25 protein-coding genes are annotated in these 23704 nt (G+C 59.5%); 8 read left to right on the plus strand and 17 right to left on the minus strand.

The annotated features are described in order from the left end of the window. Positions 1-16 precede the first annotated feature (16 nt). Entirely contained in the window at positions 17-889 is an 873-nt protein-coding gene (gene ypfJ, locus AC0V6K_RS00290) for a KPN_02809 family neutral zinc metallopeptidase (protein ID WP_472623645.1), read from the plus strand. Positions 890-945: 56 nt separating this feature from the next. On the opposite strand, the gene creD is transcribed toward ypfJ, so the two are convergent. The 3 genes from creD to AC0V6K_RS00305 form a co-directional block, all read right to left on the minus strand. Next, a complete protein-coding gene (gene creD / locus AC0V6K_RS00295) occupies positions 946-2376 on the minus strand; it encodes a cell envelope integrity protein CreD (RefSeq protein WP_472623647.1) in 1431 nt (476 codons plus the stop codon). A gap of 151 nt (positions 2377-2527) precedes the next feature. After that, positions 2528-4147, minus strand: a complete 1620-nt coding sequence (locus AC0V6K_RS00300; protein WP_472623649.1) for a M56 family metallopeptidase — start codon at positions 4145-4147, stop codon at positions 2528-2530. Further along, positions 4144-4515: a BlaI/MecI/CopY family transcriptional regulator gene (locus AC0V6K_RS00305; protein ID WP_472626179.1), complete on the minus strand. Its 372-nt coding sequence runs from the start codon at positions 4513-4515 to the stop codon at positions 4144-4146. The genes AC0V6K_RS00300 and AC0V6K_RS00305 overlap by 4 nt, the downstream gene beginning before the upstream one ends. A 216-nt stretch (positions 4516-4731) precedes the next feature. Here AC0V6K_RS00305 and AC0V6K_RS00310 point away from each other — a divergent pair, with 216 nt between their 5' ends. After that, on the plus strand, positions 4732-5286 hold the full coding sequence (locus AC0V6K_RS00310) for a hypothetical protein (protein ID WP_486172521.1): 555 nt from the start codon (positions 4732-4734) through the stop codon (positions 5284-5286). 15 nt (positions 5287-5301) lie between these two features. Here the strand turns inward: AC0V6K_RS00310 and AC0V6K_RS00315 are convergent, their stop codons facing one another. The 5 genes from AC0V6K_RS00315 to sdhC all read right to left on the minus strand — a co-directional run bounded on the left by AC0V6K_RS00315 (position 5302) and on the right by sdhC (position 9472). Next, positions 5302-6291 carry a C13 family peptidase gene (locus AC0V6K_RS00315; protein ID WP_486172522.1) on the minus strand — a complete coding sequence of 330 codons (990 nt, stop codon included), beginning with the start codon at positions 6289-6291 and terminating at the stop codon, positions 5302-5304. 67 nt (positions 6292-6358) lie between these two features. Beyond that, positions 6359-6850 carry a hypothetical protein gene (locus AC0V6K_RS00320; RefSeq protein WP_472623655.1) on the minus strand — a complete coding sequence of 164 codons (492 nt, stop codon included), beginning with the start codon at positions 6848-6850 and terminating at the stop codon, positions 6359-6361. Further along, complete coding sequence (gene sdhA / locus AC0V6K_RS00325; protein ID WP_472626181.1) at positions 6850-8667, minus strand: succinate dehydrogenase flavoprotein subunit; 1818 nt, start codon at positions 8665-8667, stop codon at positions 6850-6852. Before sdhA ends, AC0V6K_RS00320 begins: the two co-directional genes overlap by 1 nt. 26 nt (positions 8668-8693) lie before the next feature. Continuing rightward, a complete protein-coding gene (gene sdhD, locus AC0V6K_RS00330; RefSeq protein ID WP_472623657.1) occupies positions 8694-9080 on the minus strand; it encodes a succinate dehydrogenase, hydrophobic membrane anchor protein in 387 nt (128 codons plus the stop codon). Continuing rightward, positions 9080-9472: a succinate dehydrogenase, cytochrome b556 subunit gene (gene sdhC, locus AC0V6K_RS00335; RefSeq protein WP_486172523.1), complete on the minus strand. Its 393-nt coding sequence runs from the start codon at positions 9470-9472 to the stop codon at positions 9080-9082. Before sdhC ends, sdhD begins: the two co-directional genes overlap by 1 nt. Before the next feature lie 128 nt (positions 9473-9600). On the opposite strand from sdhC, the gene AC0V6K_RS00340 reads away from it, so the two are divergent. From AC0V6K_RS00340 to AC0V6K_RS00350, 3 genes are read left to right on the plus strand one after another with little or no spacing between them, the layout of a single operon-like run. After that, positions 9601-10326, plus strand: a complete 726-nt coding sequence (locus tag AC0V6K_RS00340) for an SDR family NAD(P)-dependent oxidoreductase (protein WP_472623661.1) — start codon at positions 9601-9603, stop codon at positions 10324-10326. Then, entirely contained in the window at positions 10316-11251 is a 936-nt protein-coding gene (locus AC0V6K_RS00345; protein ID WP_472623663.1) for an MBL fold metallo-hydrolase, read from the plus strand. The genes AC0V6K_RS00340 and AC0V6K_RS00345 overlap by 11 nt, the downstream gene beginning before the upstream one ends. Further along, positions 11248-12156 (plus strand): 50S ribosomal protein L11 methyltransferase, encoded by a 909-nt coding sequence (locus AC0V6K_RS00350; protein ID WP_472623665.1) that lies wholly within the window; start codon positions 11248-11250, stop codon positions 12154-12156. Before AC0V6K_RS00345 ends, AC0V6K_RS00350 begins: the two co-directional genes overlap by 4 nt. Before the next feature lie 25 nt (positions 12157-12181). Here the strand turns inward: AC0V6K_RS00350 and AC0V6K_RS00355 are convergent, their stop codons facing one another. From AC0V6K_RS00355 to ligA, 5 genes are all read right to left on the minus strand, one after another. Next, a complete protein-coding gene (locus AC0V6K_RS00355; RefSeq protein ID WP_472623667.1) occupies positions 12182-13396 on the minus strand; it encodes an RNA polymerase sigma factor in 1215 nt (404 codons plus the stop codon). After that, positions 13393-13749, minus strand: coding sequence for a YciI family protein (locus tag AC0V6K_RS00360; RefSeq protein ID WP_472623669.1), 357 nt, complete (start codon positions 13747-13749; stop codon positions 13393-13395). The genes AC0V6K_RS00355 and AC0V6K_RS00360 overlap by 4 nt, the downstream gene beginning before the upstream one ends. A gap of 89 nt (positions 13750-13838) precedes the next feature. Further along, positions 13839-14339: a CinA family protein gene (locus AC0V6K_RS00365; RefSeq protein WP_472623671.1), complete on the minus strand. Its 501-nt coding sequence runs from the start codon at positions 14337-14339 to the stop codon at positions 13839-13841. Continuing rightward, positions 14336-15322: a hypothetical protein gene (locus AC0V6K_RS00370; RefSeq protein ID WP_472623673.1), complete on the minus strand. Its 987-nt coding sequence runs from the start codon at positions 15320-15322 to the stop codon at positions 14336-14338. Before AC0V6K_RS00370 ends, AC0V6K_RS00365 begins: the two co-directional genes overlap by 4 nt. Positions 15323-15338: 16 nt before the next feature. After that, a complete protein-coding gene (gene ligA / locus AC0V6K_RS00375; RefSeq protein ID WP_472623675.1) occupies positions 15339-17426 on the minus strand; it encodes an NAD-dependent DNA ligase LigA in 2088 nt (695 codons plus the stop codon). Positions 17427-17568: 142 nt separating this feature from the next. On the opposite strand from ligA, the gene AC0V6K_RS00380 reads away from it, so the two are divergent. Beyond that, on the plus strand, positions 17569-18510 hold the full coding sequence (locus AC0V6K_RS00380; RefSeq protein WP_472623677.1) for a hypothetical protein: 942 nt from the start codon (positions 17569-17571) through the stop codon (positions 18508-18510). Positions 18511-18516: 6 nt separating this feature from the next. Here the strand turns inward: AC0V6K_RS00380 and AC0V6K_RS00385 are convergent, their stop codons facing one another. From AC0V6K_RS00385 to recN, 4 genes are read right to left on the minus strand one after another with little or no spacing between them, the layout of a single operon-like run. Next, positions 18517-19206, minus strand: a complete 690-nt coding sequence (locus AC0V6K_RS00385; protein ID WP_472623679.1) for a GNAT family N-acetyltransferase — start codon at positions 19204-19206, stop codon at positions 18517-18519. 12 nt (positions 19207-19218) lie between these two features. Beyond that, positions 19219-19728, minus strand: coding sequence for a hypothetical protein (locus AC0V6K_RS00390; protein WP_472623681.1), 510 nt, complete (start codon positions 19726-19728; stop codon positions 19219-19221). Positions 19729-19764: 36 nt separating this feature from the next. Further along, positions 19765-20310 (minus strand): hypothetical protein, encoded by a 546-nt coding sequence (locus AC0V6K_RS00395; protein ID WP_472623683.1) that lies wholly within the window; start codon positions 20308-20310, stop codon positions 19765-19767. Beyond that, entirely contained in the window at positions 20310-21977 is a 1668-nt protein-coding gene (recN, locus tag AC0V6K_RS00400; RefSeq protein ID WP_472626183.1) for a DNA repair protein RecN, read from the minus strand. The genes AC0V6K_RS00395 and recN overlap by 1 nt, the downstream gene beginning before the upstream one ends. A 113-nt stretch (positions 21978-22090) precedes the next feature. On the opposite strand from recN, the gene AC0V6K_RS00405 reads away from it, so the two are divergent. Beyond that, positions 22091-22465, plus strand: coding sequence for a hypothetical protein (locus AC0V6K_RS00405; protein WP_472623685.1), 375 nt, complete (start codon positions 22091-22093; stop codon positions 22463-22465). A 35-nt stretch (positions 22466-22500) separates the two neighbouring features. Continuing rightward, positions 22501-23589 carry a transporter gene (locus AC0V6K_RS00410; protein WP_472623687.1) on the plus strand — a complete coding sequence of 363 codons (1089 nt, stop codon included), beginning with the start codon at positions 22501-22503 and terminating at the stop codon, positions 23587-23589. The last annotated feature ends 115 nt before the right edge of the window (positions 23590-23704 follow it).

Consider the following 23704-nt stretch of genomic DNA (forward strand, 5'->3'; position numbering starts at 1 on the left):
TCGGGAGGGACAGCCAGTGCGGCTTAAAAGGTTCGACACATCAAAGATAAAAGTCCGCGGTGGCGGAGCACGGGGAGGCGGAGCGCGTGCCGCAGGCGGATTGGGCTGCGGTACGATTGTGATCGCCATCATCGGTGCGGTCGTATTTGGCGTGGATCCGGCGCAAATGCTTGGCCAGTTGGGGCAGATGCAAGGCGGCGGCGCGCCAGCGCAGCAGCAAGCCGGGACGGAGTCAGAAACCGAGCTTTGCACCAGCCACCGCTATGCGACCGAAACATGCAACGCGCTGACCAATCTCAATGAGACATGGCAGCCGATCTTCGCCCGTTCTAACGCGCAATTCAAAGAGCCTGAACTTGTCCTCTATCAACCGGGTCCGGTCGATACTGGCGGGTGTGGCCGCGCTTCGTCAGCCGCTGGCCCGTTCTACTGCCCGGCGGACATGGGCATCTACATTGACGTCAATTTCTATGACTTGATGGCACAGCAGCTGGGCGCACCGGGCGACTTTGCACGTTACTACGTCATGGCCCACGAATACGGCCACCACATCCAGAACATCACCGGCCTCGCCACGCAAGTCCGCAGCCTGCAACAGCGCAATCCAAGCCAGAAAAACCAGCTTCAGGTGCGCATGGAGTTGATGGCCGATTGCTACGCTGGCGTATGGGCGGGCAAAAACCGCAACCTGATCGAACGCGGGGACATGGAAGAAGGCCTGCGTGCAGCAGCTTCCATCGGTGACGACACAATCCAGCGTCGCGCAGGGCAACGGATCAATCCGGAAGCCTTCACGCACGGCACCAGCGAGCAGCGTATGGATGCCTTGCGCCGTGGTTTCCAAAGCGCCGACGGGTCATCGTGCGACGTGTATTTCGACTTCAGTTGATAGAGAAGCCGGGACGGGATTGATCCCGCCCCGGCTTCTTAAATCGGGTCTTTGAATCAAGCGCGAATACCGCTTTCTCCGCTTCCGGCTTCGGACCCGCTGCCAGAGTCCTCGGCGACCTTAACCTCCGACCATTCGATGTTCCTGGTGGCGTACATCACACCTGCCAGAGCCACGAACAGCATCATTGCGCCGATAACCAAAGACCAGCTTTCGAGATTAAGCAGGACGTAGAGCACCGCATACAGACCGGTGAGCAATGCCGCGATCATTCCGGCTCGCTTCCACCCGCCCAGCACTGCTGCGCTGTAGCTGGTGAGCAACCCGATGATGGCTGCACTGGCGACGACATATGCCGCGGCAAAGCCGATCAATTCTGCAAAGGCCAACAGCATCACAAAGAACAGGATCAATCCCGCCCCGGTCAGCAGATATTCTGCCGATGCAACGCGCGCTCCCGCGACAATGTCGAACATCAGGAATGCCACGAAGGTGAACCCGATAAACAGGAAACCGTATTTCAGCGCCCGCTCAACCTGTTTGTAGAGATCAACCGGTTCCATGAGGCGAATGGTCGCCATCTGCTCAACTGAACCCGCAGCCTCGGCCAAGTGGTATTCGTCAACCGAGGTATCTTGCGCTGGCAGAGCCTGTCCGGGAGCAGTGGTGCTCACCAATGACTGACCCAACGCAAGATTTGAGATCGACCATTTCGCATTGAAGCCATCCGCCGAAACTTCCCGGTCCGCATCACCGGGTAGGAACCCTCCTGCGAAGCTTGGGTGCGGCCAGCTGGATTTTGCGGAAAGCTCTGTCTCCGCGCCGCGCGGGATCATGCTGAAACTGCTGCTGCCGCGCAGGCTGTAGGCAAAATCGAGCGACAGGGTCTGGCCCTCGCTCCAATCGACAAACGCGTGGACACCGCCTCCGGTCTGATCGTTGCCGAGGCCGGGGCGAAGAGCCAGGTCTTTGGCGTCCAAGGTCATCGTCGCATCGGTTTGCAGGCCACGCGGGTCAGAAATAGGCAGCTGAATATATGCCTGATCCAGGATCAGCTGATTGGCCTCCACACCAAAACGATCCAAATCATCGGGTATGGCAAAGCGAGCTGTGCCGTCAATCTCGGCATCATAAACGACCGTTCGATGGATAACCCCGCGCGTGCGTACTTCGGGATCGATATCGCTCGTCAGTTTCTGCGAACTGGGCGCGATATACAGATGCTTTCGGTCTCGAACGTTTCGGGTGACGGCTTTGCCGTTCACTTGCTCGGTGGTTTGCCGTGTTGTCCGATACGGGACAACCAGCAATGGGCCTGAAACCGTCTGTGGCCCTGCCCACGCCGCAGTTACAGATTCTTGTGCAACCCGCGCTTGATGCTGGCGATCGCTCACAAGCCAATAGACCATCACCAAGGGAATGATCAGCGCCCCGCCGACCAATCCGACCATCAGCAGCTTCACTCCGGGACTTCGCTCACTCGTCATTTTTCATCCTCCTATGCTCGCGACGAACCGTGCATTGCGAGCGATGAACTGAATGCCCTGTGAACCCAACCAAAGAGCTGCCAATGAAAAGGCGGGCTACCCCAAGGGTGCCCGCCTAATCATGCCATATTGATGGGTTTGGTTGCTTCGATCAGCCCACGTCTTTTTTCCAAGCCTTGATCTGCTCGTCGAGCGCTTCGAGGATGTTGGAGCGTATTTCATCGCTCATTTCCTTGTCATTGGCGATCTCGTTGCGGGCTTCTTTCAGGCCTTCGAGCGCCTGCGCCATAATGCGAGACTGGCACATATAGACCTTCCTGATCTTGCCCTCAGCCTCTTCGACTGAAGCGACTTCATCGGAATTGCCGCGGCATTTCATCTTCACCACGGTGCGCTGCCCGTCAGTGTCCATATCGATGTCGACCATCGCCTCTTTCACGATGTTCGGGATATCTTTGATCACCGTGTCAGCTTCGGCGAGCCCGGCGCGAAGTTCTTTCATCATCACTTCGAGCTCTTCCTCGCTCATCTTATCGCCCTTGTTGATGATCTTGATCTTCTCGACGCGCTTTTCCTTTTTGCCATCGCCATCAGTGTCGTAGTCACGCTTGATGATGACGGTCCGTCCCTCTTCGCTCTCGATCACCTCGGTGTCGGGATCAATCTTGGCGATCTCTTGAGCCAGTGCGACAACCGGCGGAATCGGTGGAGCGGGCGGTGCTGGCGGCGCAAACGCAACCTTAGGCGCCACGGGTGCAGCAGGCGCCACAGGCACTGCGCTTTCGGCGTAGCTAATCGAAGCGGTCAGCGGCAGGGCAAGCACAGCGGCACCAAGCATGGCACGGCCAGCAATGCGACGGCGGGGGGATTGGTCAGACATATTCAGGCTCCTCAAACGTTGAATAATCGATTTGTCGCCCAAGACGGGGCACGCCATCGGCGCGGTCAGGCTTGCTCTTGGGGCGACGTTTGAACCGGCGGCAAAGCCGGCAATGACATTGGCGTATACGGCGCGTTTTTCGGCGGGCTGTTGGGACATCACGCGGGCATCGCACGCAGCCTCTTGGTCGCGGCGCAGAGCGAGCCAACCATACCGACCAAGCGGGTTCCACCAGTGCAGAGCAAAGAGCGGCTGAACGAGCATGTTGATCAGCAAATCGCGACCACCATGGTGCGCCATCTCATGCGCCAGAGCCAGATCACGAGCATGGCGATCAGGGTTGGCCATAAAGCCATCGGGTAAGGCGATCACTGGGTCCAGCACACCAAACGCAAGCGGCGCGCTGGTGCCACCGGTCTCAATCAAACGGACATTGCCTGACTGTCCCACTTCACGCGCGTCCTCGAGCAAGTCGGCGCGCAGGCTAAAGTAATTCGAAAACCGCATCCACAGGAAGATGGCGGCGCCCACCAACCACACCACCAGGCCAAGCTCGAGCCAGGGTATGAACTCAAACAGCCCTTGCGGGGGGTGTGATGTGGCCAAATCGGGCGCCGCCGGTCCTGATCCCGCCACAGCCTCTGGAGTCGCAATAATTGTGGCGGGTTCGGGGCTCAAAACAGGGTTCGAACTATCAGTGGGTGCCACCTTTTCAGGGGCAAGCCAGCTGGGAAGTTGGATCGGTGGAAGCAATAGCCGGATCATTGGCAGTGCCCACAAGGCATAGGCCATTTGTGGGCCGAAATGCTGCGCGACCGGACGACGGATAAGAAGAACAAAGCCGATCAACACGGCTGTCCATAGGAGCGTATCAAACAGCCAATCGGTCATTGCTTCAACTCCTTCAACAGAGCTTCGATCTCCGCGAGATCGTCATTGCTGAGCGCCTCAGTCTCAGCGAGATGCGCAACCAGTGAAGCGGCACGACCACCGAACAGGCGATCCACAAGACGCCGCGATTCACCGCCGACATAATCGGAGCGTTCGATCAATGCGCTGTAGAGGTAACGGCGACCGTCGGGACGCGTCGCAATCGCTTGCTTTTGCACAAGCCGCGAAAGAAGCGTCTTTACTGTCGCAAGGCTCCATCCGCGCTTTTCGCACACGGCGTCGCACACATCGGTGGCGGAAACCGTCCCGCGATCCCAAAGGATCTCCATAACTGCATGCTCGGCCTCCGAGATGCGTTCGGGCTTCATGTCTTCAGAACCGGGCAAAGCGTCCTCCTCGCTCGTTCACGATTACGTCTGTAGGCATGACGACTACGTCTGTAAACATGAAGCGTGGATTAACGGATATTCAGACGGCTATTTGATCAATGAAGCGCTGATTTCAGTCGACAAACGACATGATTACCAATCTTTAGGGGCTCACGGCCTATGACCAGTTCCACGAAAAAGATCCGGGTGGTGAGAATGAACCTCTTTTCTGTTTCTGGAAGCGATATCGGTTGGGAACTTGCCAGAAAGCATGGTGTGAACTTTGCTATCGTGGCGTTTGCATTCGTGTTCGTCGCCACGGTCTGCAGAATGACCGGTTTTGTCCCACTTGTCGGATACCAAACAGGTTCACAAGTTGGCATGACCTTGGCGAAAGCAAAGATTGAGCCTCTTTCGATTAACAGCCCGGCGTTCCTGAACAGAGGCGAAAAGCTTGTCGCGCATTATGATGCAACCATCTCGTCGGGACGCGTAAGCCTTTACATCCGCGAAGGTCTGGCCCCCGCCCCATTCATGCGCAAGACCACAGAGCGAAAGTACATCGAGGCTTCGGGAAAAGGAAAGATTGTCTTCGTTGCACCGGAAGACGGCATCTATTGGCCCAAAAGCATGATTCAGTCCGGCTGGGGCACGAGCCAATGCCGCGACAAGAACAAGGGGCGCAGCGTGGCACAAAAGGCGGCTGATCCAACATCAGGGTGTGGTTCGCGCGCCTTGGCTTACTCAGTGTGGTGGACTGTCGAGACTTAAGCGGACGAAACGCGCTCAGTCTTCTGCAGAAGACCGCCCGACTGGTTCGCTGGCAGTTGTCGGCATACGGGCTTCAAGGTTTGGCAGCCACGCCTTCACCCCATCACCGATGACTGTCTGCGGCAAGGATGCGAGCAGACGTTTGCGTGTCTCCCACTCGGCCACCTTGAGGTTCGCTTCAAGTGATGCCTTGCTCAGCGTTTGCGGCTTGCGCAACGCCCGATTGATCAGGGCATCGCCGAAAAAGGTCCATTCGCTGTCCGGCTCGCAGCCAAAGGATGTGCGATTACCCGCCGCCGCCGTCATGATCGCTGTGTCAGGGCTGGCGAGCTTGGGCACGAACACACCCGAGTAACATGCACTGATAATCAGAATGCGCCGCTTGATCCCGATCTCGTCCAGCACCTTCTGGAAATGGGAGGGACTCAGGATACCGTATCCTTGGTCCCCGTAATGATAGGCCAGTCCCAGATCGAGCCCGTGGCTGGTTGAATACAATACCAAGACGTCTTCAGCTGGGTCCATCTTCTCGGCAATCGCCGCGAGGCTGACCGTCAGCGCATCAATCGAGCCATGCGGCAGATCATCGCGCTCTCCATCGGGGCCCGCGAGCGTAAGCGTGCGCCCTGCCCCATCATAACGCTCCGTGAGTACCCGCCCGCTCTCACGCGCCTCTCGCGCGAACACCTTATCGCTATCAAGGGCGATGGTGAGTACATAAGCATCGACCACACCGGGGCGCTGCGGCTGTAGCCGTGCGAGGGCGCGATCCAACCGGCGCCGCTGTTCAAGAATATGCGCGGCGCTAAACCCCCGGTGCATCTGCGGCGCGGCGTCAAAGCTTGCGCGCCGTTCTCGCGGGGTCTTGCCAATACCGAGATTGGGAAACGGCAAAGTGTGCGCAGGCGGCTCGACTGAAGTGACCGAGACAGCTGCATCATCCGCCGGTGCTGGCGAAGCAAGCACCGCAGCTGCACCCAGCGAAAGAAGCACACGTTTGAGCATGATGTGCAACTTCTGTGGAATAGCCTCACGCGTCAAGAGGCGCATTCAAAGCTGCCGCGATTGAACGCTACCTCACCGGAGGACGGAAATGCACTTTGACGGTCGCATCCGTGTCACCAAGCTTCATCATGAACAGGCTGATGGAGCGGCCTGGCTTGGACCAACGTGCCTCACTGCGCGTGATAAAGCCTGACTTGCGTTCCAAGCGCCCTTCGGCGCCATATTGCGAACGCAGCGAAACGAGCAGCTCATCAAAAGCAGCCTTGGCGCCCGCTTCATCCAGCGCCCCAAGATGATCCAGCGAAACCTGAACTAGCTTCTTGTTCTCATAATAGAAGCAGACTTCGAAATCGCGCTGCGCCAGTTGCACCCTCGGGATGTGCACCTCGCACCATGCCGAACCCTTGATGTTGGAAGGGTCAGGATTGCTCTTGGCATCAAACAGCTTCTGCAAGGTCTGCGCAGGCGTCTCACCAGCTTGTGCATCGCGCCAAAGGGCGCTGGCATTGGCGGGAGCCGCTATTGCAGAAATCGCTAATGCAGCTCCCAAAAGACGCATCAATACACCCGCGCCTTAGGCTCGATGTACTCCGCATCCTCGGTCAGCGTGTATTCGTGGACCGGGCGGTAGTCGATACGGCCGTTTGAGCCGTGTCCGCCCCAACCATCGAACCATGCGACGGTGTGCTTCATCCATTCCTTGTCATTGCGATCAGGGAAGTCTTCGTGCGCGTGGGCGCCGCGACTTTCCTTGCGGTTGGCCGCCGAAGCCATCGTGACATTTGCCTGAGCCATCAGGTTGTCGAGCTCGAGCGTCTCGATCAGGTCACTGTTCCAGATCAGCGATTTGTCGGTGACGTGGATGTCTTCCATTCGCTTGTTCTGTTCGGCCAGCTTCGTCACGCCTTCGTCCATCAGCGCCTGATCACGGAACACAGCGCAGTGTTTCTGCATCGCCTTCTGCATGTCAGCACGGATCGCGGCGGTGGGCGAGCCACCGTCAGCATAGCGGAAGTGGTCGAGGCGGGTCAGCGCGAAGTCGGCGCTGTCTGTCGGCAGTTCTGGCTGGCTTGCGCCCGCAACGGTGTTCTCTTTCAAGTGAATGCCGGTTGCGCGGCCGAACACCACAAGGTCGATCAGCGAGTTCGAGCCCAAGCGGTTCGCACCGTGGACCGAGACACAGGCAGCTTCGCCAACAGCGTAAAGGCCCGGCACAATCGTGTCCGGATCGCCATCCTTGCCGATGGTCACGACCTGCCCGTGGTAGTTACACTGGATGCCGCCCATATTGTAATGAACGGTCGGCGTAACCGGCAGCGCTTCCTTGGTCAGGTCGACGCCTGCGAAGATCTTACCACTCTCGGTAATACCGGGCAGACGCTGAGCCAGCACGTTGGGGTCAATATGGTCGAGGTGCAGGTGAATATGGTCGCCTTCTGGCCCCACACCGCGCCCTTCGCGCATTTCGAGCGCCATCGAACGCGACACCACATCGCGCGACGCCAAGTCCTTCGCTGACGGAGCATAGCGTTCCATGAAACGCTCGCCTTCGGAGTTGGTGAGGTATCCGCCCTCGCCGCGTGCGCCTTCGGTGATGAGAACGCCCGCGCCGTAAATGCCGGTCGGGTGGAATTGCACAAATTCCATGTCTTGCAGCGGGAGGCCCGCGCGCAGCACCATACCGCCGCCATCGCCGGTGCAAGTGTGCGCCGAAGTCGCGGTGTAATAGCAGCGGCCATAACCGCCGGTTGCCAGCACAACGCTTTGCGCGCGGAAGCGGTGGATCGTGCCATCGTCGAGGCACATGGCCATCACGCCAACGCATTGCTGAACGCCGTCGACGTCAGCCATGATCAGATCGAGCGCAAAGTATTCGATGAAGAAGTCCGCATCGTATTTGAGGCTCTGCTGATACAGCGCGTGAAGCATCGCGTGGCCGGTGCGGTCAGCGGCAGCACAGGTGCGCTGCACCGGAGGGCCATCGCCCATATTCTGCATGTGACCGCCAAACGGACGCTGGTAGATCGTGCCGTCTTCGTTGCGAGAGAACGGGACGCCCGCGTGTTCAAGCTCGTAAACCGCCTGCGGGGCTTCGCGAGCGAGATATTCGATCGCGTCCTGATCGCCCAGCCAGTCCGACCCCTTCACGGTGTCGTACATGTGCCAAGTCCAGTGATCGGGCGTGTTGTTGCCCAGCGAAGCGGCGATACCGCCCTGCGCCGCCACAGTGTGCGAACGCGTTGGGAAGACCTTCGAGATGTTCGCCGTGCGCAAGCCTGCTTCGGCTGCGCCCATCGTTGCGCGAAGGCCAGAGCCGCCCGCACCCACGACAACCACGTCATAGGTGTGGTCGATGATCTTGTATGCGCCCTTCAATTCTGGGCCGTTAGCTTCAGAAGCCATTACGCGGAAACTCCAAGGGCGAGACGCACGACGCTGAAGATCGCGAAGGCGCCGCCGCCGATAACTGCAAGATTGAGAGCGGCAAGTGCCGCGAATTTGGTGCCGCTTTCGTGGAGGTAATCCTCGATCAGCACCTGAAGCCCCAGCCGCGCGTGCCAGAACAGGCTGATGATCAACAGGACCATCGCCGTTGCCGGAATGGGCTTTGCGATCCACGCGCTGACAGTGGTGTAGCTAAGATCACTCAACGTCAGGAAGCTGATCAGAAGCCAACTCATCAACACCAGATTGCCGATGGCGGTAAACCGCTGAACCAGCCAGTGATGCGCGCCTTCATGCGCCGAACCAAGACCGCGGACTTTGCCGATTGACGTGCCGTTACCCATCAGATCATCCCCTGCTTGGCCATGATCACCGCCCAAAAGGCGATGGTCAGGACGATGGCGATGATCGGCGATGCGATCGACCAGATCTTGTTGGTATCAAGCTCGTACCCTGCACCGATGTCCAATACGAAGTGGCGCAGGCCGCTCATCATATGCGTGAAGAAGGCCCAAGAGAGGCCGACGAGTACGACATAGCCGATCGGCGAGGTCATGATGCCGGTGAACGTCTCGTAAGCTGCCGGGCCACTCGCAAGGGCACCAAGCCACCAAACGAGGATACCCAGCCCGACCAGTGCCATCCCGTCTCCGGTTGCACGGTGCAGAATCGACACCAGCATATGAGGCCCCCAGCGCCATATCTGGAGGTGCGGCGAAAGCGGTCTTTGACTCATGAATATCCCATCCACGTAGATTTGTGGCTCCCACTTAGCGCAAGCACCGCGTGAGGCAAGACGCGAAGGCTCACGATTTCTTGCAAAGTTCTGGACAGGCACTTGCAAAGTTTCGGATAGAGGTTGCCATGACGACCATTCTCCTCACCGGATCCAGCCGTGGAATTGGCGCTGCGGCGCGCGCTGCGCTCGAAGAACGCGGTGTCAAAGTCATCGGCCACGCCACCCGCGCGGTGGATGATCAGACGATTGCTGCAGGCTTTGGCAATCCCTTGGGCGCGCAGATGCTCTGGAATGAAGCACTGGACCGCGCCGAGGGACAGATTGATGCGGTGGTGAACAATGCCGGGCTGTTCGAAGCCAACCGGATCGACCGCTCTGACATCGAGTGGCTGGATGCGTGGGAGGATTCCTTGCGGATCAACCTAACCGCCGCCGCGCAGCTAAGCCGGTTTGCGATCAAACATTGGCAATCCAAGGGAACGGGTGCCAATGGGATCAAGGGACGCCTGGTCCATGTCGCCAGCCGCGCCGCCTATCGCGGGGATTCGCCTGCTCACTGGCACTACGCAGCAGCCAAAGGCGGGATGGTGGCAATGCACAAGACGATAGCTCGCGCCTATGCTAGTGAAGGCATCTTAAGCTACGCCATCACACCGGGTTTTACCGACACCAGCATGGCAGATGACTATCTCGACAGCCGCGGCGGAGCGGGCCTGCTTGCCGACATCCCGCTGGGCCGCGTGGCCGAGCCTGAAGAAATCGCACGCATTATCGCCTTTTGCGCGCTGGACGCCCCACCCAGCATGACTGGAGCGGTAATCGACGCCAATGGAGCCAGCTATGTCCGGTAGATCCTTTGCAGCTCTGGCCGCCCTTACGCTTGCATGTTGTGCAAGCACCCCCGCAGTCCAATCAAAGCCTGATGACGAGGCAGATCGCGCTGCTTTTGCGGAGGCGTGTGAGCCGTGGGACGAGTGGGACAAACCAGCACCCCCGTTTCGGATTTACGGAAACACATACTACGTTGGCACATGCGGAATTTCTGCGATCTACATCGCTAACGAATTTGGCACCGACTACATCGACAGCAACACTCTGATCGACACCGGCACTTCCGTCGGCGTTGAAACCGTGATTGCAAACATAGCCTCTCTGCGCCCGCATTTATCGGGCCCTCCAATGGTGAGTCACGTTTTATACAGCCATGAGCATTTCGACCATGTTGGCGGTCATGCAAAGATACAGCAGCTCGTGCCAGATGCCGAGTTTTACTCCTCTGTTGCCGCAGCATCGGTTTTTCGCACGGGGAATGATCACCCCGATGACCCCCAATTTGGGATGCATGAGCCAATGGCACCGGTGCGCATAGAGAGAGAGGTGGCTACTGGCATGACAATCGGCCCTCAGCGTATCAAAGTGATCGCCACACCCGGCCACTCTCCCGGCGCGCTGAGCTGGCAGTGGGAGTCCTGTGAGGGTCCAAGAGAGAGCAATGTCTGCAAAACCATCGTCTACGCAGACAGCCTCTCCCCCATCAGCCGCGATAATTACAAGTTCTCCGATCACCCCGAATATGTCGCCGAATTCCGCGCGGGGATCGCCCGATTGCGCGAATTGAAATGCGACATTCTGCTCACCCCTCACCCCTCGCACAGCCGCATGGTCAAACGCGCGGCGACCGGCACGTTGGAAGGCGGCATGACCTGTGAGGAGTATGCCGACAGCAAGACCAAGGCGCTCGATGCGCGGCTCGCGAAGGAACAGGCTGCGGAATGACCACCAGTTGGAAACTTTCCGGCTTTGCACCCAAGCCTGTCGTGCAGGCCGCACTCCTTGCGCATGACGAAATTGAGGAGTGGGATTACAACCTCGTGATCGCAGGGCGTGAAGTCGCGGAGGATCGGCCCAGCGAGTGGGTGCTGGAAGCGTGGTATCCCGAGAAGCCGGACAAGTCCCACGTGGCCGCGCTGCAGGGCCTGTTTGAAGACGCACCGCCCGAATTCGCCATCGAGAAGCTGCCGGACGAGGACTGGCTGGAGGTCAGCCAGCAAGGCACACAGCCCATCCACGCCGGGCCATTTCACGTCTACACCCCCGGCTTCGAGCCAGAGGAAGGCGCAATCAACTTTGTCATTCCGGCCGCACAGGCGTTCGGCACTGGTCAGCATGAAACCACTGCCGGGTGCTTGGCCATGCTCGCGCATATGAAGCGTCAGGGTGTGAAAGCGCGCCATGTGGCTGATATCGGCACCGGCACCGGGCTTCTCGCCTTCGCAGCCCTTGCTTTGTGGCCCCATGCCAGAGCAACCGGTTCGGATATTGATCCCGTCTGCGCACCCACCGTCGAAGACAACGCTGCGCTCAACAATATCCCGCTGGGCGCAGGACCGGGCGCGATGACTATGGTGGTTGCCGACGGGATGGACGATCCCCTGCTGCAAATGCGCGGGCCCTACGACATTCTGATCGCCAATATCCTTGCCGGGCCACTGGTTGAGCTTGCCCCCGCTTTCGCCGAGGCCACCGCACCGGGCGGGCATATCATCCTTTCCGGACTGCTCGCAGAAAAGCAGGAAAGCGCCGTGCGCGCCGCCTATATCCGCGCCGGATGCCGCCCAGCAGGTCGCATCCAGAATGGCGATTGGGCTGTGTTGTGGTTCCGCCGCCGCCGCACAAGCTGAGGCACGCCAAGGAGAGGTTGAAGCGCTAAACTGCGTTCAGTTCGCGCCGCTTTCCGGTGAGGAACAGTCTTTCCGCACGCGGAGGGTCGAGCGCGAGAGCCATCTCCAGCGCTACGACGGCATCCCCGGTCCGCCCAATCTTTGACAGCAATTCTGCGCGCGCGGCTTGGTATGGGCGTGTGTCGGCGAGCTTTTCAGAGGGCAGTTCTTCCAGCGCCGCGAGCCCCTGCTCCGCGCCTTCCACTTGAGCCAAGGCCATAACCCTGTTGAGTCCCACCAAGACGCTCGGGCGCACGGTCAGCAACGCGTCGTAAAGCGTTAGGATGGCGCGCCAATCTGTTGATCCATCAAAGGCGCGCCGCGCATGGGTCAGCTGGATAGCGGCCATGATCTGATACGGACCACTTCGCCCGAGCGCTGCAGCATCGTCCATCCACGCCCTCGCCTGCTCGATCATCGCCATGTCCCAGCGCGACGTTTCCTGTTGCGATAAGGGCACCATTGCCCCATCCGCATCGATCCTCGCCCTCTCTCGCGATCGAGCTAGTGCGACCAATGCAGCCAATCCCAGCGCCTCCGGCTCGCGCGGCATCAATTCCGCCACCATCGCACACAGCCGCCCAATCTCTTCGGAAAGCTCGGGATCGACCTCTCCGCCCGCATCCTGATAAGCAACGGTGTAAGCAAGCTCGAGCGTAAGCAGCACGGCATCAAGCCGCTCGCTCCATTGCTTTCGAGGTGGAAGTTCGAACGATACGCCCGCATCGCGCACCTTGGCCTTTGCCCGTGTGATGCGCTGAAACATCGTAGCCTCACTGGTCAGGAACACCTTGGCAATCGCGCCAACGGGCAAGCCGCAAATGACCTTCAGCGCCAGCCCGGCGCGCGCCTCAGGCGCCAGCGCAGGATGGCAGCAGATAAAGATCAGCCGCAGCCGCTCATCCGGGATCGGATCGGGAAGTTTGATTACATTAGCCATATCGCTCACCAGTGCCGCTCCGTCTGCGGCTCTTGTTTCGGCGTCGCGCTTACGGATCGCGTCAATCGCCTTGCGCTTGGCGGCGGTGAACAGCCATGCAGAAGGGCGATCCGGCGTCGTGCCGCTGGCGATCAGCGCCGCGCTCGCTTCGGCAAAGGCATCCTCCGCCGCATCCAGATCACGCAATTGCGCGGCCAGGGCAGCAACCACCCGTGGCCGCGCATCGGCTATCGCCGAAGCAAGAGATGCGTTTGCGCTCACCCTTCCATCGGCCAGATCGGACGCACTTCGATCGCGCCTTTGCCTGGAATCGGAATCAGTTTTGCCCACTCCAGTGCCTCATCAAGGCTGGAAACATCGATAATGTAGAAGCCACCCAACTCTTCATGCGTCTCTGCAAAAGGGCCGTCATGCAACACATGGCTGCCATGGTCCCATTTGATGGTTGTCGCGGTGTCCGCGGGCTTAAGGCGTTCTCCTGAAAAAGGGATACCCTTCGCCGCGAGTTTCTCGGCCAATCCCATGTGACCGGCCAAAGTCTTTTCCATCAGCGCCGCGCCATCTTCACCTTCATAGATGCTCTCATCTTCGGTGATCATCAGCATGTATTGCATCACTATTCTCCGTCATGGACCGCGCCACAATGGCGAGGCTCTGACCTTGAGACGGATGATGCAACCCGGATTCTACAATGGGCGCAAAATTATTTGTCCAAGGCCTCTTCCAGCAGGTCGAGAGCGTTGCGGGTGAAGGCGTGCATATTGTCGATCCGGTCATCGCTTTGCGTTTCGATCACAGCAGTTCGCTCGAACCCGTCCGGCCCTGCGACCGCCGCGACGCTGCGACCGGAGGCGACGCCCATCGGGTGTTTGCTGGAACCGGCAGACCCGCTTTCGGCGATGCCCCAGTCCGCGCCCAGCCTATCCCGAATGGCGCGTGCTTGAAGCAGCGCATAGTCCTCGGTCGCGGAACGCATCCCTTCATAGGCATCGCGTGGCAGATCAAACAAAACGTCGCGCGCCTTAAACGAATAGACAATCCCGCCACCGACATAGAATTTCAGCGCACCCGGCACTGTCAGAAGGCTGGCGCCGATCAATCCGCCCGTAGCGCCATCGGCCACCGCAATCTTCTCACTGCGCGCCTTCAAAGCGTCTGAGATGCGGACAGCTTGCGGGTGTATATCTCGCAAGAAATCGCTCACTTGCTGATCCGTCTGATCGTGGTTTCCTGCCCGCCGACATCTTTGCCGTTCACACTGGTTATCCGTTTCACGCTCGCCGAGATCGGGAGCCCGTTTTCTCCATCCAGCTGGAAATCCAGCTCATCGACCATCGTGATTGCAGCCAACTCTTTCTTGACCTCGTCCGATGGGCCCGCGCCTCCTTCACCTTCAAAAAGAGCCACGACAGAACCGGTCATTTGACGCAGGCTTTCGGGATCAATGTAGGTGGACTGATTGTAACTGAGAGTTCCGTCCGCCTGACGCGATAGCGACACGACCGCCGTTCCTTCCAAAGTGACGGATACGACATCGCTTTGGGTCGCGGTCTCGGCTGAATAGGAGACTCCGTCTTCCATCTCGATACCGCCATAGCCAAAGACACTTGGCCACCCGCGTATCATCAGGTCCGGTGCGTTCTCAGCAGTGGTATTCAGGTAAGGCGCCAAGATTCGCTCGACCGCCTTGATCGCCGCTGAATTTGGATCCTCACCTTCGATTTCTGCGAGAGTCTTGGGCAGGTCGAGGATGGCCTTTTTCGCCACCTCCCAATCGAGCATGCGGACCATTTCGCCGGTGCTGTCCAATTCAACTCTAAGCGGCATCACAAACGGGCGCAGGCCAACTGGCATGGCTCGCATGATCTGCGGGTCGGTCAGGTCATAACGCTGACCACCAGCGATCATGGCGTAGTTTCGTAGTCTTAGTATGAACCCATTTTCGCCCCGCTCAAACTGTAGCTCCTGCTCCATTGTAATGGGGCCAGAGCCGCGCGGTCCCTTCTTCTCGAAGGTCATAGCGTAACGGATCGGCGCGCCGATGGGAGGATCGAACGGGATGACCAGCATCTCGGCTGCCTGCTCGACAGGCGCTTCAGCGGGCGCAGCCTCTTGTGCGAGCGCCGGAAAGCCCAGACCCAATGTCGAAACTGAAATGGCCAAAAGACCGGTTCTAAGAATGCCCATTCTGCGTCCCATTGTTTTAGCCCGCCTTCGCCACAATCGCCGCCCAGCCCGCTTCGTCGGTGGTTTCAATACCGAGATCTTGCGCCTTTTTCAGCTTTGAGCCCGCGCCCGGTCCGGCAACCAACAGGTCGGTTTTCGCGCTAACGCTGCCTGCGGCCTTGGCACCCAAGCGTTCGGCCTGCGCCTTGGCTTCATCGCGGCTCATGGTTTCGAGCTTGCCGGTGAACACCACCGTTTTGCCCGCGACGGGGCTGTCGAGCGTTTCGACTTCGTAGCGCGGTGGGCTGACTTCGCTCAGCAGGTCTTCCCACACGGTCACGTTATGCGGTTCGTGGAAGAAATCACCCAGCGCGGTAACGACCGTTTCACCCACGCCATCGATAGATGTGATCTCCTGCGCGGCCTCCTCATTGCCGTCGCGCGCTTTCGCGGCAAGGTCGCGCAAAGCTGGCAATTCGTGGACATGCTTCAGCAAGTCGCGCGCGGTCACCTCGCCCACATGGCGGATGCCCAGTCCGAACAGCAGCCGCGCGGCATCGGGTTCGCGCTTCGTCTCGATGGCAGCGAGGAGATTGTCGACCGACTTCTCCTGCCAGCCTTCCAACGCGAGAATGTCTTCACGGCGATTGCGCAAACGATAGATGTCCGCCGGGCTTTCGAGCCATCCCAGCGCAAAGAACTGCGCGATGGTCTTGCTGCCCAAGCCCTCGATATCCAGCGCCTTTCGACTGACGAAATGTTCGAGCCGCTGGGTGCGCTGTGCAGGGCAAATCAACCCGCCGGTGCAGCGAACATCGACCTCGCCCTTTTCAGCCACCGCTTCGCTGTCGCATTCGGGGCATTTTTCGGGGAACACGAATGGTTCGCGCTCTTCGTCGCGGGTGAGGTTCTCGACCACTTGCGGGATCACATCGCCCGCGCGCTGGATCACGATGCGGTCACCCGGACGCACGCCGAGCCGCTCGATCTCGTCCCGGTTGTGCAGCGTCACATTGGTGACGGTCACCCCGCCAACCAGTACTGGCGCCAGCCTGCCCACCGGCGTCAATTTGCCCGTGCGCCCGACCTGAATGTCTATCGCTTCCAGCGTCGTTTGCGCCCTCTCGGCAGGGAATTTGTGCGCCAGGGCCCAGCGCGGAGCCTTGGCGACATAGCCGAGCCGCTGCTGCCAATCGAGCCGATCGACTTTGTAGACAACGCCGTCAATATCGTAGCCCAAATCAGGGCGCTGCCGACCAATCTCTTCGTAGTGCGCGATCAGCCCGTCAGTGTCCTGCGTCAGTGTGAGAAATGGCGAAAGCGGGAAGCCCCAGCTTTCGATCATTCGCATCATAGCGTTCTGCGTGTCGCAGGGCACGTCCGAGGCCGCACCCCAGCCATAGGCCCAGAATTTTAGCGGACGCTTGGCGGTGACGCTCGCATCCTTTTGCCGCAAAGACCCAGCGGCGGCGTTGCGCGGGTTGGCGAATAGCTTGCCGCCCGCTTCCTTTTGCGCCGTATTAAGCGCGGCAAAGTCGGCCTTGGACATGTAAACCTCGCCGCGCACTTCAAACACCTCGGGCACGCCTCTGTCGCCTTTGGCGGAAAGCTCTTGCGGGATATCGCTGATGTGGCGGACATTGGGGGTGACATCCTCGCCCACCTGCCCGTCCCCGCGCGTCGCGGCGCGGACCAGCTTCCCTTGCTCATAACGCAGCGAGCAGGACAGGCCGTCAATCTTGTCCTCTGCCGTGATCGCGACAGCCTCGTCCTCTGGCAGATTGAGATAGCGCCGCACCCGCGCGACCCATTCCTCCACCTCTTCACGGTTGAAGGCGTTGTCGAGGCTCATCATGCGCTGTTCGTGGGTCACCTTGCCCAGCGGCGAAGCGGCGACCTCGTGTCCGACCTTTTTCGAAGGAGAATCCTCGCGAACCAGATGCGGAAACGCCCCTTCCAATTCGGCATTACGACGGACCAACGCGTCATATTCCTGATCGGAAATCTCTGGATTGTCCTGCGCGTGATACAGCTTGTCGTGTTTTGCAATCGTCCGCGAGAGCCGCATCAGTTCATTGGCTGCGTCAGCTTCGGTCAATTCGGATACAGGCGCATTCTTCGACATCGATATAGCCTTACCCGCTCAAAGCGATCTCGACCAGAGACCCTTAGGAAGATGTCATCTGGAAAGTGTCGGGTTTCGCCAAGCATATTGTTCAATCCAAGTGTAAGCTCGGCCTCACAAACATTCATGGGGGAATGATCCAATGAAACGCATTTTGATGCTTTTTGTCGCCGCTATGGGCTTAAGCCTCGTGACGATACAACCAGCTCAGGCGCAATTCCGCGGCTTGATCCGCGATCTGGCTCCAGAGGTGAAACTGCCCAACTTGCTCAAGGGTAAGCCGCCGATAACCACCAGCATTCAGGATGCGATCTACGCCGATCCTAACCGCGACGGATTTGATCCGGGGACACCGCAGGATCTCGCCAGCCTGCCGTTGGATAAGAAAAACCGCTTCGTGCTCGCCGCGGGGTATTACACCATGACCGCGCAAAGCTATTGCCTGAAAGCGGGCACCTATGGTCCGAAGGGCGGCGACGGCTATCTCTACGCGCCGCTCAAAGGCCCGCAGCGCAAGGCGGTGGACGCGATTCTGCGCAACTCGGTCGATCATCCCGATATCGCCCAGCGCGATATTCAGGTGCTGTTGTGGGCAATCATCGCGCGGGCGAAATTTGAAAACCTCAATGCGAAGTCAAAGGCCGTCGCCGCTCGCTTGCTGACAACAAAGCAGCTCGCCTCGCTCAATCGCAACGCGCTCGATGTCCTCACGAACAACCAAGTTCAGGGGCTGATCGGCGGCACGCCGGGTCCGGTGCGCGCCGTTCTTCAGGCAGAGGCCGATATGAGGCGCATGCTGTCGGGTGGTTCAAGCTATTCCGATCTTGAGCGGGTTGCCGTGCTTGCAGGAGTCGCGCCCGTTGGCGAAGGCAGCCTTACCAATATCCCCGCCAACCGCTGGAGCCGCCATCCTGATGGGTATTGGGTGCGCTTTGACCCATCGGGTTACCGCCAGACCAAGGTTGAGATCTACGTGCCAGCAGAAGCCGTCGGCAAGCGTTATGACCCGGCTGACACCGTCGCGGTGCCAACCAACACGTCAAAGCAGCGCCTCGGCCAATCGGCACGCATTTACGGGCAATAGACAGGCTTAGTCAGCGGACAATATCGTCACCATCGCGCGCCGCGTGATCCGAAAGCCCAGACTTTCATACAGCGCAATGGCCGTGTCATTATGGGCGTAGGAATGGAGGAACGGCGTGTCGCCCCGCGCGCGCTGTGCCTGAATAACATGCGCGATCAGGCGGCGGGCATAGCCTCTGCCGCGATATTCAGGCCATGTGCACACGCCGCTGACCTCCGCAAAGGTGGGCGCAGGGCGCATCCGTTCTCCCGCCATCGCGGCCAGCTTTCCACCATCGCGAATGCCAAAGAACTGCCCGTATCGATGCGTCATCTCGCCCCACGGCCCCGGCTTGGTCGCGAGCGCGATTTCGGTCATTTCGGGAACGTCTACGTCGCCCAGCGGAACAATCTCGGGGTCGGGCTCCGATAGCGATGCGGCACCATCCGCAACCATCTGCACCAGCGGTGCCGTGCGTACGACTGTGGTGCCGGGCGGCGCGGGCCATTCCTCGGGCTCCACAATCCAGATCGGATGCGGGGAAGATCGGGCAATTTCGGCCAGATCAGACTGCGCAGAGGCGCTGTGATCAGGAGCGGCTGCAAATGGGCCATACCGCGGATCAATCCTGAGCGCTGAGCCGGTTGAAATCGCCAGTGACGCCTGCCCATTGTTGAGCATCGACCAAACGGGACGGGAGAGGAGATTGGAAGGCATGCCCTGTGCGGTCTAAACCACCCACTCCGTCCTGCTCCGCTCGACCACCCAACCACGTGGAGTACGCGCTACTTCGTAGCTTCGCCCACCACCGTGGTATTCGACCTGAACGGTGCAACGCGTCTTGCTGGCACACGAATACGTCACATCGACAGCCATAGCCGCCTCACCCCCAGGATCGGAGAAGTGGTCGACATAGACGAACATTCCATGGGGACCGTAATCGCGTTCAAAGGAGCAATCTTCTTTCGGATATGCACGCAGCTTCTTCCCGCGAAGGGCTTCGTTGAGGGCGGGATATTCGAGCGGGAACTCCGACTTCACACACGTCGAAATTTCAGTAATCGTGCTGCCGTCTTCTTCGTCGACCAGAGGGAGCATTCGAAGATATTCATCGGCATCCGCCACCAAAGCCACAGCGATTGCTTCTTCGGGGCTTGCGGGCTCTGGATGCTCGTAAAGGCGAGTTGAGAGCCAAACACCGCCTGCGATGACCAATGCCAGCGCTGAAACTGCAAGCATGGGGCGTAATTCAGCTATTCCCACGCCCATACTCGATCATTGTCCTTCGTTTCCTTCGGATTTGTTTGCCTCAACCGCTTCGGGCAGTTCCAAGGGAACGCCGCTGCCCTCTTCTGTGTCACCCTCCGCGCCGCTTTCATCGCCAATCACGAAGTTCTCGCCGTTGACGTCAACGCTGATTTTCAAGCCTTCAAACTGGCTCAGCACTGCTTTGGCGCGGGCTTCGGCTTCCTCTTCAGTGATATCGCCCGCCTCAAGATCTTGCGAAATCTCTTGCAGCTTGGGCAACGCTTCGCCCCACCTGTCGCCAAGCCCTTCGGGCATGTCGACAACGTCTGCCAGTTCCCTGCCCAATTCCTCCTGAAGCGAACCATCGGCAACCGCGCCGCCAATGCCCATTGCGAGCAATAAGGGCGCAAGCAGGCCAACGCCGAACGAGATGAAGAACACCCGCTTAAAACTCAGCTCGGTCACCAGACCCAGAATCGCCATCAGCGCCAGCGCGACCACTGTCATCAAACCCACGCCTGCAAGCAGCGTCATCGCCACCAACGATGCGATCAATCCGCCAATTACTTCCATCACACGCCCTCCAGCAGTCGATCCGCTTGCGCGCGTGCTTCGGACGTGATCTCCGCGCCAGACAGCATGCGTGCGATCTCTTCCTGCCTGCCTGACGCATCAAGCTCAACAACGCCCGTCTTGGTAACAGTGCCTTTGGACGATTTTGCGATCAGGTAGTGCTGATTGCCGCGCGCAGCGACTTGCGGGCTGTGCGTGACGGCGAGGAGTTGACCTTCGGCGCTTGCGAGGCGCGCGAGACGTTCGCCAATGGCGCTTGCGACTGCGCCGCCGACACCGCGGTCTATCTCGTCAAAAATAATGGTCGCCGCTCCGCCCTTCTCCGCCAACGCGACCTTAAGCGCGAGGATAAAGCGCGAAAGTTCACCGCCCGAGGCAATTTTGGCCAGCGGTGCAAAGTCGGCGCCGGGATTGGTTGCGATCAGGAACTCGACCCCATCCATTCCATGCGCGCCCCACTTGTCCTCCGGCAACTCGGTGATGCTGGTCTGGAACCGCGCGGCATCAAGCTTGAGCGGGGTAAGTTCGGTCGCAACCGCCTTGTCGAGCTTCTTCGCCGCGTTGATCCGTGCCTGCTGTATTTTCTGGGCGAAGGTGACGTAAGCTTCGCGCGCTTCCTTCGCCGCCGCTTCCAAAGCGTCGAGGGTCGCCTCACCGCCTTCGATCGCATCGAGCTTCGCGCGCATATCACGCATCACTTCGGGCAATTGGTCGACTTCGCAGCGGTGCTTGCGAGCCAGCGCGCGCAGTTCAAACAGACGCGTTTCGGCAGCGTCCAAGGCCTGCGGATCGTGCACCAAAGCCTCGCCCGCGGCTTCAAGCTTTTCTTCCGCCTCGCCTGCCTCGATCACGGCGCGGTCGAGCGCCGCCAGAGCCTCGGTGAGGAGAGGGTGCTCTTCAGCAATCCGGTCAAGCTTGCGCGCGGCCACACGAAGTGACGCGAGCGGCGAGTCCGACCCTTCCCAGACATGGCGCAGTTCTTCGAGGTCGCCCGCCAGCCTCTCGCCCTTCTGCATGTCAGAGCGCGTCGCGGCGAGGCGTGCCTCTTCACCCGCCTGCGGCTCCAGCGCGGTCAGTTCGGCGAGATGCGCGATCAGCAAATCCTGATCCAGCTTCGCCTGCTCAACCTCGGCGCGCGCCTCAGATAGCTGCGCCTCAGCTTTGGCCCAGCTGTGCCAGCGGCGCTGCAATCCATCGAGATCGGTGCCCGCATACCGATCCAGCAAAGCCCTGTGCCCACGCGGGTTCACAAGGCCGCGATCATCGTGCTGACCGTGCAGTTCGACCAATGCCGGAGCGAGCTCACGCAGCAACGCAACGCTGGTCGGCTGATCATTGATAAACGCCTTGGAACCGCCATCGGCCTTCACCTGCCGGCGCAGCAAAAGCGGCTCTCCCGGCTCAAGCTCAATATCCGCATCATCTAGCGCCTCAGCTATGCTCGCAGGCAGATTCGCGAATTCGAAACTGGCGGTGACGCTGGCTTTATCCTCACCCGCACGTACCAAACGCGTCTCGGCGCGGTCGCCCAAAATCAGGCCCAGCGCATCGAGCAGGATCGATTTACCCGCGCCCGTCTCACCCGTCAGCACACCCAACCCGCGCCCGAATTCAAGGTCGAGCGCTTCGATCAGGACAATGTTGCGGATGGATAGACGGGTGAGCATCGCCGCAAGCTCTAACTCACTCATTGGCGCAGGTCACGACAATGCACGCAGAATTTGAACAGCTGGGGAACAATTGCTTGCGCTGTGCCTTTGGAACTTTAAGGCAAGTGACAGTGTATCATCGCAAGCGTCCTTTTCTATTGGTTGCTCTTTTGCTGGCCATCGGCCTGCGAACCGTGCTGGGCGCGCCGTGCTGTATTGACAATGCGCAAGCAGCGTCACCGGCGATGGAGCATGGCGCAATGCCGATGCAACATGACATGGATCATGCCATAGCCGATCATGGCGATGAGCATTCGGATCATGGAGACAGCAATTCAGCGAACCCGTGCTGCGCGGCTTGCGGGCCAACCCTGCCCGCTGATCCGGTACAATTGAACGGCACAAATGCACCCCGCAGTCCACCCTCACCCGAGGAAATTGCTGCCCTCGCGACCCGACCTCCTTACCCTGCTTATGAGGCGACAGGCCCACCTCAATTGATCTGACTTCCCCACAAAATTCAGATCAATTGGAGTTTCTAATGAAATCGCTTTTCAAAGCGGGCTCGATGCTCGCGCTCACCGGCGCCATGCTTGGCGCAACCGCTACCTATGCCGATGAAGGGCATGATGACACGTCCGGCGGCGTCAACGCGCTTGACCATGCCCCAATCGGCGTAATGGGCGACCATCGTCATGGCGCTGGCGAATGGATGGTCAGTTATCGTCTGATGCATATGGACATGGCCGGCATTCAGATTGGCCGTGATGATGTGACACCGGAACAGGTCGCCACCACCGTGCCAAACCGCTTCTTTGGCGCGCCGGGTCAGCCCCCGACCTTGCGCATCGTCCCCACCAGCATGCGGATGGACATGCATATGGCAGGGATCATGTACGGCCTTAGCGACGCGGTCACGCTGATGGTGATGGGCAATTACATCACCAAAGAAATGGACCACATCACTTTCCAAGGGGGCATGGGCAGCACGCGTCTCGGTGAGTTCCGCACGACAACAGCGGACCTTGGCGATACCAAGGTTTCAGCACTGATTGGCCTGACCGATACGGTCCATATAAATGCCGGAATCTCTGTCCCGACCGGCACCATCACCGAAGAGGCACAGATCCTGACACCAATGGGCATGCAGCCCACAGTGCGCACGCCCTATCCGATGCAAATCGGCAGTGGCACATGGGATCTGGAACCAGGCATCACCTATCGCGATCAGGACGATAGCTTTGCCTGGGGAGCACAGATCAGAGGAACCGTGCGCTTGGGCGACAATGATCAAGGATATTCGTTCGGCAATCGCGGCATGGCGACTATCTGGGGTCAAGCGGCGATCACCCCCGGCGTGGCGGTGTCCGGAAGGCTCCAAGCCCAGACCATCGGCCGGATTGATGGGCAAGACCCTCTGATCGCTGGCCCGGTGCAAACCGCCAATCCGGATTTTCAAGGTGGTGAAACCGTGACAGCATTTGGCGGGATAAACTTCGCCGTCACCGGCGGCACTCTCAAAGGATGGCGTCTTGGAATTGAAGGCGGAATTCCTCTCCTTCAAAACTTGAACGGCCCGCAGATGCCAACGGATTATACGTTGACCGCAGGGCTACAGAAGAGCTTCTGAAGCTAAGGTATGCGGGCGGCGGCGTGGGAATGCCGCCGCCCGCATTTCCGCTGGCTACGTACTCCAGCCAACCCTTGGGATGTCCATTCTCCGCCTCGACAAGAACGCTCGCGTC

It is taken from the genome of Erythrobacter sp. S43 (assembly GCF_057364955.1).

What these genes read in the sequence shown, in the direction of transcription:
- creD (WP_472623647.1), bottom strand. Translation starts at nt 2,376, where the DNA reads ATGACGAGTGAGCGAAGTCCCGGAGTGAAGCTGCTGATGGTCGGATTG.
- AC0V6K_RS00300 (WP_472623649.1), bottom strand. Translation starts at nt 4,147, where the DNA reads ATGACCGATTGGCTGTTTGATACGCTCCTATGGACAGCCGTGTTGATC.
- AC0V6K_RS00305 (WP_472626179.1), bottom strand. Translation starts at nt 4,515, where the DNA reads ATGAAGCCCGAACGCATCTCGGAGGCCGAGCATGCAGTTATGGAGATC.
- AC0V6K_RS00310 (WP_486172521.1), top strand. Translation starts at nt 4,732, where the DNA reads ATGAACCTCTTTTCTGTTTCTGGAAGCGATATCGGTTGGGAACTTGCC.
- AC0V6K_RS00315 (WP_486172522.1), bottom strand. Translation starts at nt 6,291, where the DNA reads ATGCTCAAACGTGTGCTTCTTTCGCTGGGTGCAGCTGCGGTGCTTGCT.
- AC0V6K_RS00320 (WP_472623655.1), bottom strand. Translation starts at nt 6,850, where the DNA reads ATGCGTCTTTTGGGAGCTGCATTAGCGATTTCTGCAATAGCGGCTCCC.
- sdhD (WP_472623657.1), bottom strand. Translation starts at nt 9,080, where the DNA reads ATGGGTAACGGCACGTCAATCGGCAAAGTCCGCGGTCTTGGTTCGGCG.
- sdhC (WP_486172523.1), bottom strand. Translation starts at nt 9,472, where the DNA reads ATGAGTCAAAGACCGCTTTCGCCGCACCTCCAGATATGGCGCTGGGGG.
- AC0V6K_RS00340 (WP_472623661.1), top strand. Translation starts at nt 9,601, where the DNA reads ATGACGACCATTCTCCTCACCGGATCCAGCCGTGGAATTGGCGCTGCG.
- AC0V6K_RS00345 (WP_472623663.1), top strand. Translation starts at nt 10,316, where the DNA reads ATGTCCGGTAGATCCTTTGCAGCTCTGGCCGCCCTTACGCTTGCATGT.
- AC0V6K_RS00350 (WP_472623665.1), top strand. Translation starts at nt 11,248, where the DNA reads ATGACCACCAGTTGGAAACTTTCCGGCTTTGCACCCAAGCCTGTCGTG.
- AC0V6K_RS00360 (WP_472623669.1), bottom strand. Translation starts at nt 13,749, where the DNA reads ATGCAATACATGCTGATGATCACCGAAGATGAGAGCATCTATGAAGGT.
- AC0V6K_RS00370 (WP_472623673.1), bottom strand. Translation starts at nt 15,322, where the DNA reads ATGGGCATTCTTAGAACCGGTCTTTTGGCCATTTCAGTTTCGACATTG.
- ligA (WP_472623675.1), bottom strand. Translation starts at nt 17,426, where the DNA reads ATGTCGAAGAATGCGCCTGTATCCGAATTGACCGAAGCTGACGCAGCC.
- AC0V6K_RS00380 (WP_472623677.1), top strand. Translation starts at nt 17,569, where the DNA reads ATGAAACGCATTTTGATGCTTTTTGTCGCCGCTATGGGCTTAAGCCTC.
- AC0V6K_RS00385 (WP_472623679.1), bottom strand. Translation starts at nt 19,206, where the DNA reads ATGCCTTCCAATCTCCTCTCCCGTCCCGTTTGGTCGATGCTCAACAAT.
- AC0V6K_RS00390 (WP_472623681.1), bottom strand. Translation starts at nt 19,728, where the DNA reads ATGCTTGCAGTTTCAGCGCTGGCATTGGTCATCGCAGGCGGTGTTTGG.
- AC0V6K_RS00395 (WP_472623683.1), bottom strand. Translation starts at nt 20,310, where the DNA reads ATGGAAGTAATTGGCGGATTGATCGCATCGTTGGTGGCGATGACGCTG.
- recN (WP_472626183.1), bottom strand. Translation starts at nt 21,977, where the DNA reads ATGCTCACCCGTCTATCCATCCGCAACATTGTCCTGATCGAAGCGCTC.
- AC0V6K_RS00410 (WP_472623687.1), top strand. Translation starts at nt 22,501, where the DNA reads ATGAAATCGCTTTTCAAAGCGGGCTCGATGCTCGCGCTCACCGGCGCC.